The 15,840-nt window shown below is 44.6% G+C and carries 14 protein-coding genes; 6 read left to right on the top strand and 8 right to left on the bottom strand.

Annotated elements, in window-relative coordinates; genetic code table 11:
- The first annotated feature begins 200 nt into the window (after positions 1-200).
- Complete coding sequence (lpdA, locus tag OCU28_RS09260; protein WP_261815924.1) at positions 201-1,631, top strand: dihydrolipoyl dehydrogenase; 1,431 nt, start codon at positions 201-203, stop codon at positions 1,629-1,631.
- Between the two features lie 137 nt (positions 1,632-1,768).
- Complete coding sequence (hpt, locus tag OCU28_RS09255; protein WP_261815923.1) at positions 1,769-2,299, top strand: hypoxanthine phosphoribosyltransferase; 531 nt, start codon at positions 1,769-1,771, stop codon at positions 2,297-2,299.
- A 57-nt stretch (positions 2,300-2,356) separates the two neighbouring features.
- Here the strand turns inward: hpt and can are convergent, their stop codons facing one another.
- Positions 2,357-3,001 carry a carbonate dehydratase gene (can, locus tag OCU28_RS09250; protein WP_261815922.1) on the bottom strand — a complete coding sequence of 215 codons (645 nt, stop codon included), beginning with the start codon at positions 2,999-3,001 and terminating at the stop codon, positions 2,357-2,359.
- Between the two features lie 236 nt (positions 3,002-3,237).
- Between can and OCU28_RS09245 the strand changes: the two genes are divergently transcribed.
- Both OCU28_RS09245 and OCU28_RS09240 read left to right on the top strand, forming a co-directional pair.
- Complete coding sequence (locus tag OCU28_RS09245) at positions 3,238-4,158, top strand: ABC transporter ATP-binding protein (RefSeq protein ID WP_261815921.1); 921 nt, start codon at positions 3,238-3,240, stop codon at positions 4,156-4,158.
- Between the two features lies 1 nt (position 4,159).
- Complete coding sequence (locus OCU28_RS09240; RefSeq protein ID WP_261815920.1) at positions 4,160-4,930, top strand: ABC transporter permease; 771 nt, start codon at positions 4,160-4,162, stop codon at positions 4,928-4,930.
- 77 nt (positions 4,931-5,007) lie between these two features.
- On the opposite strand, the gene panC is transcribed toward OCU28_RS09240, so the two are convergent.
- The 7 genes from panC to sfsA all read right to left on the bottom strand — a co-directional run bounded on the left by panC (position 5,008) and on the right by sfsA (position 10,855).
- Positions 5,008-5,859: a pantoate--beta-alanine ligase gene (gene panC / locus OCU28_RS09235; RefSeq protein ID WP_261815919.1), complete on the bottom strand. Its 852-nt coding sequence runs from the start codon at positions 5,857-5,859 to the stop codon at positions 5,008-5,010.
- Between the two features lie 9 nt (positions 5,860-5,868).
- Complete coding sequence (gene panB, locus OCU28_RS09230; RefSeq protein WP_261815918.1) at positions 5,869-6,663, bottom strand: 3-methyl-2-oxobutanoate hydroxymethyltransferase; 795 nt, start codon at positions 6,661-6,663, stop codon at positions 5,869-5,871.
- A gap of 25 nt (positions 6,664-6,688) precedes the next feature.
- Positions 6,689-7,174: a 2-amino-4-hydroxy-6-hydroxymethyldihydropteridine diphosphokinase gene (gene folK / locus OCU28_RS09225; RefSeq protein ID WP_261815917.1), complete on the bottom strand. Its 486-nt coding sequence runs from the start codon at positions 7,172-7,174 to the stop codon at positions 6,689-6,691.
- Entirely contained in the window at positions 7,171-8,523 is a 1,353-nt protein-coding gene (gene pcnB, locus OCU28_RS09220; RefSeq protein WP_261815916.1) for a polynucleotide adenylyltransferase PcnB, read from the bottom strand. Before pcnB ends, folK begins: the two co-directional genes overlap by 4 nt.
- A gap of 68 nt (positions 8,524-8,591) precedes the next feature.
- Positions 8,592-9,482 carry a tRNA glutamyl-Q(34) synthetase GluQRS gene (gene gluQRS, locus OCU28_RS09215; protein WP_261815915.1) on the bottom strand — a complete coding sequence of 297 codons (891 nt, stop codon included), beginning with the start codon at positions 9,480-9,482 and terminating at the stop codon, positions 8,592-8,594.
- A 67-nt stretch (positions 9,483-9,549) separates the two neighbouring features.
- Positions 9,550-9,996 (bottom strand): RNA polymerase-binding protein DksA, encoded by a 447-nt coding sequence (dksA, locus tag OCU28_RS09210; RefSeq protein WP_261815914.1) that lies wholly within the window; start codon positions 9,994-9,996, stop codon positions 9,550-9,552.
- 142 nt (positions 9,997-10,138) lie between these two features.
- Positions 10,139-10,855 (bottom strand): DNA/RNA nuclease SfsA, encoded by a 717-nt coding sequence (gene sfsA / locus OCU28_RS09205; RefSeq protein ID WP_261815913.1) that lies wholly within the window; start codon positions 10,853-10,855, stop codon positions 10,139-10,141.
- Positions 10,856-10,912: 57 nt separating this feature from the next.
- Between sfsA and hrpB the strand changes: the two genes are divergently transcribed.
- Entirely contained in the window at positions 10,913-13,393 is a 2,481-nt protein-coding gene (gene hrpB / locus OCU28_RS09200; protein WP_261815912.1) for an ATP-dependent helicase HrpB, read from the top strand.
- Positions 13,394-13,407: 14 nt separating this feature from the next.
- Positions 13,408-15,777, top strand: a complete 2,370-nt coding sequence (gene mrcB, locus OCU28_RS09195) for a penicillin-binding protein 1B (RefSeq protein ID WP_261815911.1) — start codon at positions 13,408-13,410, stop codon at positions 15,775-15,777.
- Positions 15,778-15,840 lie beyond the last annotated feature (63 nt).

Raw genomic sequence — 15,840 nt, 5'->3', positions numbered from 1 at the left:
AAAACAGAGCAGCTCGCAAGAGCTGCTTTTTGTCGCAAATATTTAACAAAATTGGGCGTAACTGAGATAAGTTAGCGCCGAATTGTTGTATAGCTCACAGCCTAAATGGAATTAGTTTTCTCTTAGTTTACAAGTTTGTAAACTGGGGTAACGCAAATACCCAATTAGCCTGTTAGGGATAATGACTACAAGAGGTCAAAATGAGCAAAGAAATTAAAGCCCAAGTTGTGGTACTGGGTTCAGGTCCTGCTGGATACTCTGCCGCTTTCCGTTGCGCAGACTTAGGTCTTGAAACTGTACTAATCGAGCGTTATAGCAGCCTAGGTGGCGTATGTCTTAACGTGGGTTGTATCCCATCGAAAGCACTTCTTCACGTTTCTAAAGTTATTGAAGAAGCAAAAGCGATGGCAGAGCACGGTGTTGTTTTTGGTGAACCACAAACCGACATTGACAAAATTCGCATTTGGAAAGATAAGGTTGTAACTCAGCTAACTGGCGGCCTAGACGGCATGGCTAAGATGCGTAAGGTTACGGTTATTAACGGTTACGGCAAATTTACCGGTCCAAATACTATCGCTGTAGAAGGCGAGGGTGAAACAACGCTTGTTAACTTTGACAACGCAATTGTTGCCGCAGGTTCGCGTCCAATTAAACTGCCATTTATTCCTCATGAAGACCCTCGTATTTGGGATTCTACTGACGCACTAGAGCTGAAAGAAGTTCCTGGCAAGTTGCTTATCATGGGTGGCGGTATCATTGGTCTGGAAATGGGCACTGTTTACCATTCATTGGGTTCTAAGGTCGATGTTGTTGAGATGTTTGACCAAGTTATTCCAGCCGCTGATAAAGACATCGTTAAGGTGTACACCAAGCGTATTAAGAACAAGTTTAACTTGATGCTTGAAACCAAGGTTACCGCTGTTGAAGCCAAAGAAGATGGTATCTATGTTTCTATGGAAGGCAAAAAAGCACCAGCAGAAGCTGAGCGCTATGATGCCGTTCTAGTTGCTATCGGTCGTGTGCCAAATGGCAAGCTACTTGATGCAGAGAAAGCGGGTATAGAGGTTGATGAGCGCGGCTTTATCAATGTTGATAAACAGCTTCGTACCAATGTACCGCACATCCATGCTATCGGTGATATCGTAGGTCAACCTATGCTTGCTCACAAAGGCGTGCATGAAGGTCATGTTGCAGCAGAGGTTATCTCTGGTAAGAAACACTACTTTGACCCTAAAGTTATTCCTTCAATTGCTTACACTGAGCCAGAAGTGGCGTGGGTAGGTAAGACAGAGAAAGAAGCTAAGTCTGAAGGCATTAACTATGAAGTTGCAAGTTTCCCGTGGGCTGCATCGGGTCGTGCGATTGCATCTGATTGTTCAGATGGTATGACTAAGCTTATCTTTGATAAAGAAACACACCGTGTTATTGGTGGTGCTATCGTTGGTACTAACGGTGGCGAATTGCTAGGTGAAATTGGCCTTGCAATTGAGATGGGTTGTGATGCAGAAGATATTGCATTGACTATCCATGCTCACCCAACATTGCATGAGTCTGTAGGTTTGGCCGCTGAGGTATTTGAAGGTTCAATTACCGATTTACCAAACAAAAAAGCAGTTAAAAAGAAAAAATAGTTTAACTGTTTTAAGTGACTGAATCTAAACCCAGCCAAGTGGCTGGGTTTTTGTTTTTCTGTAACTAATTTTGTCTGCTACAATGCTTGCCCTTTTGATCCTATAGTTGAAGCTATATTCCATTAGTGAGAAGCACTATGAAACATACCGTTGAAGTCATGATCTCTGAGCAAGAAGTGCAAGAGAGAGTAAAGCAGCTAGGCGCACAGATAAATGAGCACTATAAAGATAGTGATGAATTAGTGTTAGTTGGTTTATTACGTGGTTCATTCGTATTTATGGCTGATCTTTCACGAGCGGTTACCGTAAACCACACCGTCGATTTTATGACGGCGTCAAGCTATGGTAATAGTATGCAAAGTACTCGCGATGTACGCATTTTGAAAGACCTTGATGATGACATTCAAGGCAAGGATGTACTGCTAGTAGAAGACATCATAGATACTGGCAATACCTTAAGTAAGGTATGCGACATCCTAGCAATCCGAGAACCTAACTCTATTCAGATCGCCACGTTATTAGACAAGCCTTCTCGTCGTGAGGTTGAGGTAGATGTTAAATGGATCGGTTTTGAGATCCCAGATGAGTTTGTGGTTGGTGTTGGTATCGATTACGCGCAGAAGTATCGTAACCTGCCGTACATAGGTAAGGTCGTACCCCAAGAGTAACCAGTTAACAAAAAGGCAGCTATCAGAGCTGCCTTTTTTGAATGTATAAAGCGACGGTTAGCCTATGATTTTAGCCATAGCTTCTTGATAGGTTGCTTCAAGGCTTTCATGACTAGCACAGTTCATTTCCAGATCCGTTAGTTTGCCATCGCCGATACCATAGATAACGCCGTGTATTTCAACCTGCTGACCGCGATCCCAGGCATTACGTAAAATACTTGAGTTGCCCAAGTTGTACACCTGTTCCGCTACATTGATCTCGCCGAGTTTGTCGCCTTGCATTTCTAAAGGTAGTGAATCAATCAGTTTGCGGTGTTTTAGATAATGGTCGCGAATATGCAGTATCCAGTTGTTGATAAGACCAAGGTTAGGGTTATCAATTGATGCTTGAACTCCTCCACAGCCATAGTGACCACAAACAATAATATGCTTTACCTTTAATACATCAACCGCATACTGAACTACGGATAAACAGTTAAGGTCAGTGTGGATAACCTGGTTAGCTACATTTCGGTGAACAAACAGTTCTCCGGAGTACAACCCAGTCAGGCGTTCTGCAGGCACTCGGCTATCGGAACATCCAATCCATAGAAAGCCTGGTGATTGCCCTGAAGCTAATGTCGAAAAATACTCAGGCATTTCTGCTTTAAGTGATTCAGACCATTTTGAGTTGTTTTCAAATAACTGTTTAATTTCTGGCATGATAAGTCCCTTTATTTATTGAGAATACTATACACAAAGCATTAATTTGAATCTTGTTAAAATAGTGTCAGGATTACTCATCAGAGCTGTTTAGGCTCAAATTAACTAATTTTTTTAGTTTCAATCTTTACTATTGAAATCTGTTACATGGATCGTCATTTATAGTAAAATACATACACTTTTCGATATTATTGGAAATATAGCAGATTCCGATAAGGAATAAAGCGGTAGCTAATATGATTGCATTAGAAATAGAACAGCTTAGAAAAACATATTCAGGTGGGTTTGAAGCACTAAAGGGTGTGAGCCTGAATGTAAAAAAAGGGGACTTTTATGCCTTGTTGGGCCCTAATGGTGCAGGTAAGTCTACCACTATAGGTATTATTTCTTCTTTAGTTAATAAGACCTCAGGTACGGTTAAAGTCTTTGGACATGATATAGATAAAGACCTTGAATTGGCCAAGCAGCATTTAGGCTTGGTACCACAAGAGTTTAACTTCAACATGTTTGAAACCGTTGAGCAGATAGTACTGCAACAAGCCGGTTATTACGGTGTATCACGCCAAGACGCCAAACTCAGAGCGCAAAAATACCTGACGCAGTTGGATCTTTGGAGTAAGCGCAAAGATCGAGCTCGCAGCCTATCGGGTGGTATGAAGCGCCGTCTTATGATCGCTCGAGCATTAATGCATGAGCCTCAACTATTGATTTTAGATGAGCCAACTGCCGGTGTAGATATCGAGCTACGCCGCTCAATGTGGGAGTTTCTAAAGCAGATCAACTTGGAGGGGATTACCATTATTTTGACCACGCATTACCTCGAAGAGGCAGAAATGCTGTGTCGTAATATCGGTATCATCAACCGTGGTGAGCTAATAGAGAATACCAGCATGAAAGCGCTGCTTAATAAGCTTCAGGTTGAGACCTTTATTTTCGATCTTGAAGCGGGTCAGCCACCACAGCAACTTGATGGTGTGGTTAAGCAGAGCTTTAGTAATGGTTCTTTAGAGATTGAACTGCAAAAAGAACAAGGCTTGAATCACGTATTCACTCAGTTAACTGAGCAGGGTATTAAGGTTCTATCGATGAGAAACAAGGCCAACCGCCTTGAAGAACTGTTTGTTACCATTGTTCGTAATCAAACGGAGGAGAAATAAGGTGTACGCGATTTATTGGACGGCATTTAAGAGCCTACTTAGCAAAGAAATCCATCGCTTTATGCGTATTTGGGTACAAACACTTGTACCACCCGCGATTACCATGACGCTCTATTTTGTGATCTTCGGCAGCCTGATTGGTTCTAGAATCGGGCAGATGGGCGGCTTTACTTATATGGAGTATATCGTCCCTGGGTTGATTATGATGAGCGTTATTACCAACTCATATTCAAACGTTGCATCATCATTCTTTAGCTCTAAGTTTCAGAAAAACATTGAAGAATTGCTGGTGGCGCCAATTCCAACCTACGTCATTATTGCTGGCTATGTAATGGGTGGGGTCGTTCGCGGTCTGTTGGTTGGAACTATAGTTACAATAGTGTCACTGCTGTTTGTTGACCTGCATGTTCATCACTGGGGAATTATAATAGGTACAGTGGTGATGACCTCGATTGTGTTCTCACTTGGCGGTTTGATCAATGCGGTGTTTGCGGGATCATTTGATGATATTTCCATTATCCCAACCTTTATTTTGACCCCTCTAACCTATCTTGGTGGTGTATTCTATTCGATAAGTTTGTTACCTGAATTTTGGCAACATATCTCGAAAATCAACCCAATAGTTTATATGGTGAATGCATTCCGCTATGGATTCCTTGGGGTTTCGGATGTCAATATAGTCAGCTCATTTACGGTATTGACTGTGTTTGTCGTGCTGCTGTTTAGCCTTGCGTACTATCTAGTCGATCGCGGTATCGGTCTTAGAAGCTAGTCGCATTTAGTAGCAAAACCATAGAACTAAAAAAGGGCAGTTAAATACTGCCCTTTTTGCTATTTAATGATTGTTGCTTAAGCGAGCTTGACTACTAGGTTATCAATAAGTCGAACTTGACCTAAGAAGGCAGCAACTAAGATAACGGCTTCGCTTGTATCAGCATTAATACTACCCAGGGTGTGAGCGTCGCAAATAAACAACTCATCAGGCTTCATTCCAGCCAGCTGGATAGCTTCCTCACCCTGCTTTATAACAGCGGCAGTCTCCAGTGGGGCTTTAAGCATGTGGTCAGCCATTTGATGCATCACTTTAGCCAGTTGTGGCGCGATAGTAAGCTGCTGCTCAGTTAAACGCCCATTGCGAGAGCTCATAGCAAGGCCACTGGCTTCACGCACGATAGGTACTGGAATGATCTTAATATCCATCGCAAGGTCTTCAACCATTTGTCGAATAACCGCGACCTGTTGGAAGTCTTTTTCACCAAAGCAGGCCACATCCGGTTGAACTAGATTAAACAGCTTAGTAACTACGGTTGCGACACCACGAAAATGCCCAGGGCGAGATACCCCCTCAAGCATCGTAGATAGCTTAGGTACTTCAACCGAGGTTTGGTTCTCTAGCCCCCTAGGGTATATAACCTCAGGGGTTGGAGTGAACACTAAGTCAGTACCTAGCTGTTTAAGCTGGGCAAGGTCTTGCTCTAGAGTGCGCGGGTAGTTGTTGAGGTCGTCAGGGTTGCCAAATTGCATTGGATTCACAAAAATACTGACAACCACAATGTCGGCATGCTGCCTAGCTTCTTTCACTAGCGTGAAATGACCATGATGCAGATTACCCATAGTAGGTACAAAACAGATCGTTTTTCCCTGACGCTTAAAGGTGCGAATTTGCTCTCGCAGCTCAGTCGGTTGTTTTACAGTAAGCATGATATTGTCCTATGCAATCGTGTGGTCTGGACCGGGGAAGGTAGCATCTTGTACTTGCTCAATGTACTGAGTTACAGCGGCGCGCATATCACCAGTTTCAGCAAGGAAGTTTTTAGAAAACTTCGGCATGTAGTTAGCCGAGATACCAAACATATCATGCATTACTAGGATTTGACCGTCGGTAGAATTCCCTGCGCCAATACCAATTACAGGTACATTCAATGCGTTAGTGATACGCTCAGCCAGCTCAGCTGGAACACACTCTAAAAGAATTATTTGAGCGCCAGCATTTTGCAGCTCAAGGGCATCTCGTACCATCTTATCTGCTTGTTCTTGCTCGCGACCTTGGACCTTGAATCCACCAAAAATGTTCACAGATTGTGGCGTTAGGCCTAAATGAGCACAAACGGGTACAGCACGCTCAGTTAGCATTTTAACGGTTTCAGTAAGCCAAGCGCCACCTTCTAGCTTGACCATGTTTGCTCCCGCTCGCATCAGCTTTCCAGCTTCGATACAGGCAAGTTCAGGAGTGGCATAGCTCATAAATGGCATATCAGCCATAAGCAGGCTGTTTGGACTACCTGCTCGCACGCAGCGGGTATGATATGCAATGTCTTCAATGGTTACCGGCAAGGTGTCAGGCTTACCTTGTAGAACCATACCTAGAGAATCACCCACTAATAGAACGGGCATTTCTTGCTGTTCAAATAGTTGCGCAAAGCTCGCATCATAAGCGGTAGACGAAGCGAATTTTCGTCCTTCTGCTTTCCATTTCATTAATGTGCTAACGGTAACTTTTTTCATTTTTTTTGCCTTTACTTGGAAGTAGCTATTCGCCCCACACTCGCAGACCGTTTTGGTCTACATTGCCTATTAGAGACTTAAGTGTGCTTCCATCTGGTAGTACTAAATTAGGTTCAATTTCTTGTAGTGGATATAAAACAAATTCTCGGGTTTTCATTCCATAGTGAGGAACAGTTAAGCGAGGTTCATCTATTACTTGTGTGCCATAGAGTAAAATATCAAGGTCTAGAGTACGAGGTCCCCAACGTTCATCTTTACGTTCACGTCCTTGCTGTTGCTCTATTTGTTGAGTGCAATCGAGCAGTTCGATAGGGGAAAGCTCGGTCTCTATTTTTACAACAGCATTAATGTAATCAGGCTGATTTTGCGGTCCCATAGGGGTACTGCTATATAGAGACGATGCCTCAATGACACGAGTTTTTGGAATATCGGCTAAGCTCTTTATTGCTAGCAAAGCTTGAGAGACAGGGTCTCCCAAGTTGCTTCCTACCGCGATATAGGTGGTGATCATTGGCTTGGTTTCTTGGTGCGTTTGCGGTTACTAGACGAACGACGACGCTTGTTACCACCCTTGCTTGGACTGGCTAGGTCATTGACCATAGCTTGTCGCATATTACGGCCTGAGTGTTGGAAGGTATGCCACCATTTTGCAAGCTGTTGGATTTCGCCTTGTTCGACATTGCCACGCATCTCTAGGAAATCAAATCCAGCTCTAAACTTATTCAGTTCAAGGAGGCGGAATGCGCGCTTTCCTGAGCGGCGGTCTAAGCGGCTTTGCAGCTGCCATACTTCACGAATGGTCGCGGTATGACGGCGAGGGATAGCCGTGCTTTTCACTTGCTCGTCCAGTACGTGATTGCCCGCAGTCATCATCGCATCATAGTAAGCCATACCTTGCTGTTCAACTAAGCGCTCAGCGTAAGCCTCTACTGGATACCATAAGATGGCGGCAAATATAAAGGCAGGGTTGACTCTTTTTCCTTCAGCAATTCGCTGGTCGGTAGACTCTAATACCTGCTCTATCATGCGCTCAGTTTTAGATTCTTCCTCTTCAGTGAAAAATTCAGTAACCTGAGGGAAGAGGTGCTGGAACAGGCCAAATTCTCGTAGCAGGTCATAGGTATCAAGACCGTGTCCAGATTGTAATAGTTTTAATACTTCTTCATACAATCTTGCCGACGGAATACTTTCTAATAAAGACGCTAAATGGTTGATTGGCTCTGCGGTATCATAGCTGATATCCATATCTAGCTTGGATGCAAATCGAATTGCACGTAGCATCCTAACTGGGTCTTCACGGTAACGAGTCTCAGGGTCTCCAATCATGCGTACCATACCGCGCTCAAGGTCTTTAAACCCGTTGGCATAGTCGTGAATAGAGAAGTCAGCAATATTGTAGTACATAGCGTTGATAGTGAAATCACGACGCTCAGCATCTTCATCTATGCTGCCATAGACATTATCTCTTAAAAGCATACCCTGGTCAGATTGAATAGAGGTTTGCTTTTCTGGCTGTTGGTGATGTCCTCTAAAGGTAGCAACCTCAATAATATCGCGACCAAAGATGATATGAGCTAAGCGAAAACGACGTCCAATCAGGCGGCAATTTCGGAACAGGTCTTTTATCTGCTCTGGGGTAGCATTGGTTGCTATATCAAAATCTTTAGGCGATTGTCCAAGTAGCAGATCACGTACACCACCGCCTACTAGGTAAGCGTCATAGCCGGATTTCTGTAATCGATACAGCACCTTTAAAGCGTTTTCACTTATGTGTTGACGCGAGATATTGTGTTGGTCTCGAGTGTAAATCTTAAGGTCGATTTTGCCAGTCGAGTTTTGGCTATCTGAGTCTGTTGTCATCGAATTTAGTCGGTATGCCTGATGGTTACGAGGAGGGATAAACCCTCAATAATTGGGCACATAATAGCTTAGCTTTTTCGATTTGAGAACCGAGTTGTAATTTCAGTTTCAATTGGTAGTTGAGTTAAGCGCCAATTTTGTATGCCCCAACGGATGATTTTCTCAATATTTTGCGATTTTATCGCCTCTGGAATATTAAAACCTAAAAATAGCATAGCCTGCAGTAGAGTTGGTATTGGATTGCAGGTGTCGATAGCTTGAGCGTGATTCTGTTTAGATAGCTTAGCTCCGTTGTCGGTTACCGCGAGTGGCAAGTGTAAGTATGACAGCTTGGTGTAACCCAATATCTGATAAAGGGCTATCTGTCTTCCGGTCGGTTCGATAAGGTCAGCGCCCCGCACTACCTCAGTGACGCCCTGATCAATATCATCTAGTACTACGGCAAGGTTGTAAGCAAACAGTCCATCTCGGCGCTTAATAATAAAGTCTTCTTCTGCTATCTGCGGTGGGATGGATATAGTCCCATGCTTAAGGTCTTCAAACTGTAATACGCTATGGTCTATCTTTATTCTAACCGCGCTGCCTGAGGCACTGTGGTTTTGGTTTCGGCACTGACCAAGGTAAAATCCACCTTCGGCTTTTATTTGCTTGCGCGTACATTGGCAATAATAGGCCTGACCTTGTGTCAGCCATTGCTGAATTTGTTGCTCATAAAGTGCATGGCGTTGGCTCTGATAAACAACCTCACCATCCCAATGTAAGTGGTAGGCTCGTAGTGAATTGAGTATATCTTCACTTGCACCTGGCATTTCTCTTGGGGGATCTAGATCTTCGATGCGCACTAGCCATTGGCCATTTTGAGCGCGCGCTTGAAAAAAGCTACCTAAGGCGGCAACTAAGGAGCCAAAGTGTAGGGGACCTGAAGGTGAGGGAGCGAAGCGTCCTATGTATTGAGTCATAAAGCATTAACCGAAAAAGGGAGCCGAAGCTCCCTTGTAATTCTATTTAGCTAACAGTCTAGTGCAATTAGCCTTGCATTTGCTTTTCTTTAAGCTCAGCTAGCGTTTTGCAATCAATGCAAAGATCTGCTGTTGGGCGAGCTTCTAAGCGACGAATGCCGATCTCAACACCACAAGAATCACAGAAGCCAAATTCGTCTTCTTTGATCTTATTCATGGTCTTTTCAATCTTCTTAATCAAACGACGTTCGCGATCACGGTTGCGAAGCTCTAAACTGAATTCCTCTTCTTGAGACGCACGGTCTACAGGATCTGGAAAGTTTGCTGCTTCGTCTTGCATGTGAACAACGGTGCGTTCAACTTCATCACGTAGCTGGTTGCGCCACGCGCCTAAAATTTTAGTAAAGTGAGCCATCTGTTCTGGTGACATATACTCTTCACCAGGTTTTTCTTGGTACGGCTCAACGCCTGCTATGGCTAGGATGCCTAGCGTTTTTTTCTTTGTCTCTGGCATACCGCATCTCCTAGTAACCTTATCAAACCAACAAGTAGCATGATTTTAAGGCGGGTATCTATACCAAAAAGTCCTAAAGTAGGCAACTTAACGGTTGTTATCTTTTCGCAACTGTACAAATAAGTGTGAACAAATCGTCACTTTATGCGTTAGAGAAGGGCAGTTTGTTACAAACTTCCATACCACTAACCTCAATCTTCGCTTTGTAACAGAGCACTTCTACACCGAATTTTTGGGCTTGTTTTAGCAATTCTGTATACTGCTCATCTATATGGTGTGCAGGGGATACTTTTTCAATCCCTGAATGCAAAACAATAAATAAAAGTACTGATCTTTGCCCATTTTTCACTAATTCCGTCAATTCTCGCAGATGTTTTTGCCCACGGGTGGTAACTGAGTCTGGGAATTGCCCTAAGCCACTGCTTTGATCGGTAAGCAGAGTAACGCTCTTGACCTCAACATAACAATTTTGCCTATTTTGGTCTGTGAGCAAAATATCGATACGGCTGTTCTCTTGCCCATATTTCTGTTCAGTTTTTAAATCTGTGTAGTTACGAAGCTCTGGAATTAGACCTAGTTGTATAGCTTCAACCGCTAAAGTGTTTGCTCGGATGGTATTTACGCAAATCTTATGCCCCTCATCAGTTTCGGTTATTTCCCAGCTATTAGGGTATTTACGCTTTGGGTTGTCCGATGTGGAGAACCATACGCGACTACCAGGCTGGGCACATCCGGTCATGGCACCAGTGTTAGCGCAGTGTATGGTGCGTAGCTCACCTGATTCTAGTGTTAAATCGGCTAAGAAGCGCTTATAGCGTTTTAATAAAATACCGCGTTGTAATGTAGGTGAAAATTCCATTTTGGATGCTTTTGGGTAGAATTGTCGAAAACCATCATCTTGGCATAGGCTCGTGACGTGATACAAGCTCAAAGCTCTTTACCTATAACAGAGATCATAGCGCCACTAATTGACGCTTTATCTTCCCACAATCAATTTGTGATACAAGCACCTCCTGGTGCGGGTAAGTCCACCTATTTACCCCTAATGCTTGTCAAAAGTGGCCAAGTTGAGGGACGGATTATCATGCTAGAGCCAAGGCGCTTGGCGGCTAAAAGTATTGCTACTTATCTGGCATCTCAATTGGGGGAGCCAGTAGGTAAGAGTATAGGATATCGAATACGAGGCGAATCAAAGTCTAGCCAAACGACACGCTTGGAGATCGTCACTGAGGGAATCCTGACTCGAATGATCCAAGCCGACCCCGAGCTTACTGGTGTCGGTATGGTGGTGTTCGATGAATACCATGAACGGAGCTTACACGCAGACCTTGGTTTAGCGCTCGCGCTTGAGGTCCAGCAGGTATTCAATGAACGGCTTAAGATAGTGGTGATGTCTGCAACCCTACAGCACCTTGGCTTAGATAAACTCATACCAGATGCGATGACACTTGAGTCTCAAGGCCGCAGCTATGCTATTGAGCAAAGGTATGCTCCGGCTCCCGCTAACGAACATTTAGTTACTCATATCTGTCGCCAAACTTTGCGCCTACTCAATAAAGAGAGCGGATCAGCATTGGTGTTTGTGCCGAGTGTTGGCCTTATTAACGCCTGTATTGAACGGCTTAGCCAAGATATTAACCTCCCTCAGCAGGTTGAGGTTCTGGCGCTACATGGCAGCCTTGACTTTAAAGCCCAACAACAGGCTATTCAACCAGCCAAAGAGGGATACCGAAAGCTAGTGATTGCCACTAATATTGCTGAGACCTCATTGACGATTGAAGGGGTTCGTATAGTGGTAGATACCGGACTTGAGAATCAAAGTAATTTTGATCTGGTGAGCGGCGTGACTAAGCTCGAGCAAAAACAGATATCTCAATCGTCAGCAATTCAACGAGCAGGTCGCGCTGGACGTACTGAATCGGGAATATGCGTGCGCCTTTATTCTGAGTCTTTGTTTAATCAAAGTGCATTTCATACCCCACCAGAGATACAACGTAGTGACCTTTCATCCTTGGTGTTGGAGGTGTGTGGCTGGGGCGCTCGCAGGCTTGATGAATTGCAATGGCTTGATATCCCGAGCGCGGCAGCAGAAGATGCGGCCCGTCAATTACTGACGCAGTTAACCTTACTCTCTTCTGACCATACTTTGACTCAAGCAGGTACGAGAGCTCTACAATTAGGCTTAGAACCAAGATTGGCGGCTATCTTATTGCGTGCACCACAATCGTTATTAGCAACAGCGATGGCTTGTGTTGCTGTGGTCGAAGAGCCTTTGAGAAACAACGAAGACCTGGCTGGGCAGGTTTTGCAATTAGTGCAAGGGCATCACGCATATCAGAGACGATTATTGACTCGCATTCATAGCTTGAGCCAAAAAATGGCATATCGCTTTGATTGTAAGCAGGTTGACTTAGAACAGCTAGGTAACTGCTTAAGCTTTGGTTTTCCAGATAGAGTCGCCATTAAGCGTAATGGCGGGGATAATACCTATCTCTTAGCATCGGGAGTTGGCGCTTTTATCGATGAGCTCAGTCCACTTGTTAAACACGATCTATTGGTGGTAGCGCGGGTTCAGAAAAGTCGGCAAGCCGATGGGCGTATTTTATTGGCTGCGCCTATTCTGCGTGACGGGCTTGAACAATACCATCCGCTTGAACAGCGAGAGAGCCTTATTTGGGACAGCAACAAGCAAGGTATGCGAGGTGAGAAGCAGCTTCGACTAGGCGCATTAGTTATTGAAAAAAAAGTGATTCCAGTCGCTGATTTGGATTCACAAGCCATAACTAATGGCGTGCTTGATTTTATCACCGAACAAGGCCTGCAGACATTGCCTTGGAGTGACTCTGCCAGTAACCTCCGCACTCGAGTATTGTGCGCTAAAGAGTGGTTGCCGGAGATGGATTGGCCTGACTGGAGTGATGAAAGCCTGATCGCGGATCTTAAACAGTGGTTAGCACCTTATATTCAGTCATCCCGTTCGTTAAAAGATTTGCAAAAATTGGACTTGTTTAAGGTACTTGAGGCTTATCTCGGCTGGTCTGTTACTCAACAGCTCGACCAGCTATTGCCAACTCGCTTGCCAGTACCAACTGGGGGACAAAAAAAATTGGATTACCAATTGGGAATGCCCCCTAAGTTATCGATAAAACTGCAAGAGATGTTTGGGCAACCGAGTTCACCTACTGTCGCTCAAGGGAGAGTTAAGGTGACTCTAGAGCTACTATCTCCAGCACAAAGGCCATTGCAGGTTACTCAAGACCTTGCCGGTTTTTGGATCGGGGCATACAAAGAAGTACAAAAAGAGATGAAGGGACGCTATCCAAAACATCCTTGGCCAGATGATCCAGCTTCGCATGTAGCGACGAGTAAAACTAAGCGTCAATTAAATTCAAAATGATTGGATAATCCATAGTGACTAAAAAGCAAACCAATAATACAAGCAGCGGTACCACTAAGCGTAAGCCGGCCTCTGGTCGTCGTAAAGCGACGCCCAAAAAACGAGCAACGAAGAAATCTCAACAAGTTAGTATCTGGCGCCGATTGTGGGGAGTAGGCTGGAAGCTAGGGCTGGTGGCTGGTGCGGTGCTGTTATTTGTTGTTTTCTATTTAAATACTGTGGTTGAACGTCGCTTTGAGGGACAGTTGTTTGATTTACCTACGGTGGTTTATGCGCGGATATTAAACCTTGCTCCAGGTACTGATATATCCCATGCACAGATGCTAAAAGAGCTTGATGTTCTTAACTATCGTAAGGTGCGCAGTCCTCAGCTGGCAGGAGAATACTCAGCCTCTAGTACCAAAATTGAGTTGATTCGACGCCCATTTGAGTTTCAAGACGGCCCAGAGCCGCAGCGACATGTGATGCTAACTTTCGATGATAAAAGCATCCGCAGTATTAAGTCGCTTGAACAAGATAGAGAACTCGGCTTTTTGCGCCTAGAGCCAAAGATGCTAGGTATGCTTGAGAAAAATGTCGTTGAGCAGCGTTTATTTGTGCGTCGAGAGCAGTATCCCGAGTTTCTTGTAGATGCGCTGCTAACCACTGAAGACCGAGACTTCTATCACCACGATGGGGTGTCATTAACCGCAATTGCACGGGCGTTTGTGGCCAATGTAAAAGCAGGAAGAGCGGTTCAAGGGGGAAGCACCTTGACCCAGCAGCTCAGTAAGAACCTATTCTTGAGCCGAGATAAAACCCTATGGCGTAAGGTCCGCGAGGCATTGATCGCGGTAATTATCGATCATAAATATGATAAAGACCGCATCCTAGAGGCCTATTTAAATGAGGTCTATCTAGGGCAGAGTGCAGGACAGGCTATCCATGGCTTTGGCTTAGGGGCGCGCTTTTATTTTGGACAGCCAGTTGAAGAGCTGCGTATTGACCAACTGGCAATGTTGGTCGGACTGGTCAAAGGTCCATCGTATTACAATCCGATCCGTAATCCTGAGCGCGCTAAGCATCGTCGCGATCTGATCCTTAAGTTGCTCTTTGAACAGGGGATGTTGAATGCCAATCAATATGAGCAGGCGGTTAGTCGAGACCTAGATGTGCAAAAGCACCCCCATATTGCTAGTCGCCAACCCGCGTACTTTCAACAGTTGACCCGTGAACTTAAGAATAATGTCGGAGATAGCTTTGAGAATCATGTCGGTTTAAGGTTATTTACAACCCTAGATCCAGTTTCACAAAGCCTGCTAGAGAAGTCGGTTAAAGAAGTTTTACCTCACCTAGAAAAAGGGCAAGCTAAAAATCTAGAAGCGGCTGCGATTGCGGTCGACCGTCAAACGGGTGAGATACGAGCTATGGTTGGCGGTAGGCGTACCGGATATGACGGCTTCAACCGAGCGTTAAGCGCATCACGTCAGATAGGATCGCTGGTTAAACCTGCCATCTACCTTGACGCATTGATGCAGCCGAATAAGTATCAACTGGCGACCACGCTAGTGGATGAGCCTATCTCTCTCAAAGGAAGCAAAGGGACGGTATGGACCCCGCGCAATTTCGATCGTAAATTTCGCGGTAATGTGCCCATGTTTCGTGCATTGGCTCATTCATTAAACGTACCAACGGTAAAGTTAGGTATGGGGCTAGGGATCAAAAACGTACAAGACTTGATAGAGACATTAGGCGTGCCTAAAAATGAGGTTCGCCCTGTTCCTTCTATGTTCCTTGGAGCCTTCTCTTTGACGCCTATTCAGGTGGCGCAGATGTACCAAACCATCACTAACTCTGGACGCAAGGTACCTCTGAGTGCGTTGAGAGTCGTCATGAATCAAGAGGGAGAGGTTCTATATCAATCCTTCCCTAAGGCGCAACAAGTAGTACCAGAACAAGCGGCATGGCTGGCGACTTACGCTATGAAAATGGTAGTCAAAGAAGGCTCTGGCCGTTATCTAAATGGCCAGTTTTCTCGCTACGCTTTAGCGGGTAAAACCGGAACCAGCAATGATGGAAAAGACAGCTGGTTTGTCGGTGTAGATGGACGTGAAGTGGTCACACAATGGGTTGGACGAGATGACAACAAACCTGCTCACCTCACTGGGTCATCGGGCGCTTTGCGGGTATATGCGAATTATCTATCTCATAGAGAGCCTGAATTACTGCGTCTATCGTGGCCGCAAGGGATTCGTACACTAGGCTATCGAAGTAATAAAGATGGTAGCTTAAGCATAGATTGTAATAGCCAGTATAAGCTACCAGTATGGGATGATTCAGGCGAATTATTGCAGCGCTGTGAGCAGCAAGCTAAGCCCTGGTTTAAGAAAATTTTACCTTGGTAAATCAACAACCTTTATAAATATGTGTTAAGTTTAAGCTATTCTGGAAATGGATATTTAGGAATA

The sequence above is a fragment of the Vibrio gallicus genome, assembly GCF_024346875.1.
GTDB classification, from domain to species: Bacteria; Pseudomonadota; Gammaproteobacteria; order Enterobacterales; family Vibrionaceae; genus Vibrio; species Vibrio gallicus.
Note: the sequence above shows the minus strand (reverse complement) of the source record. Positions and strands in the feature narration are given on the sequence as shown.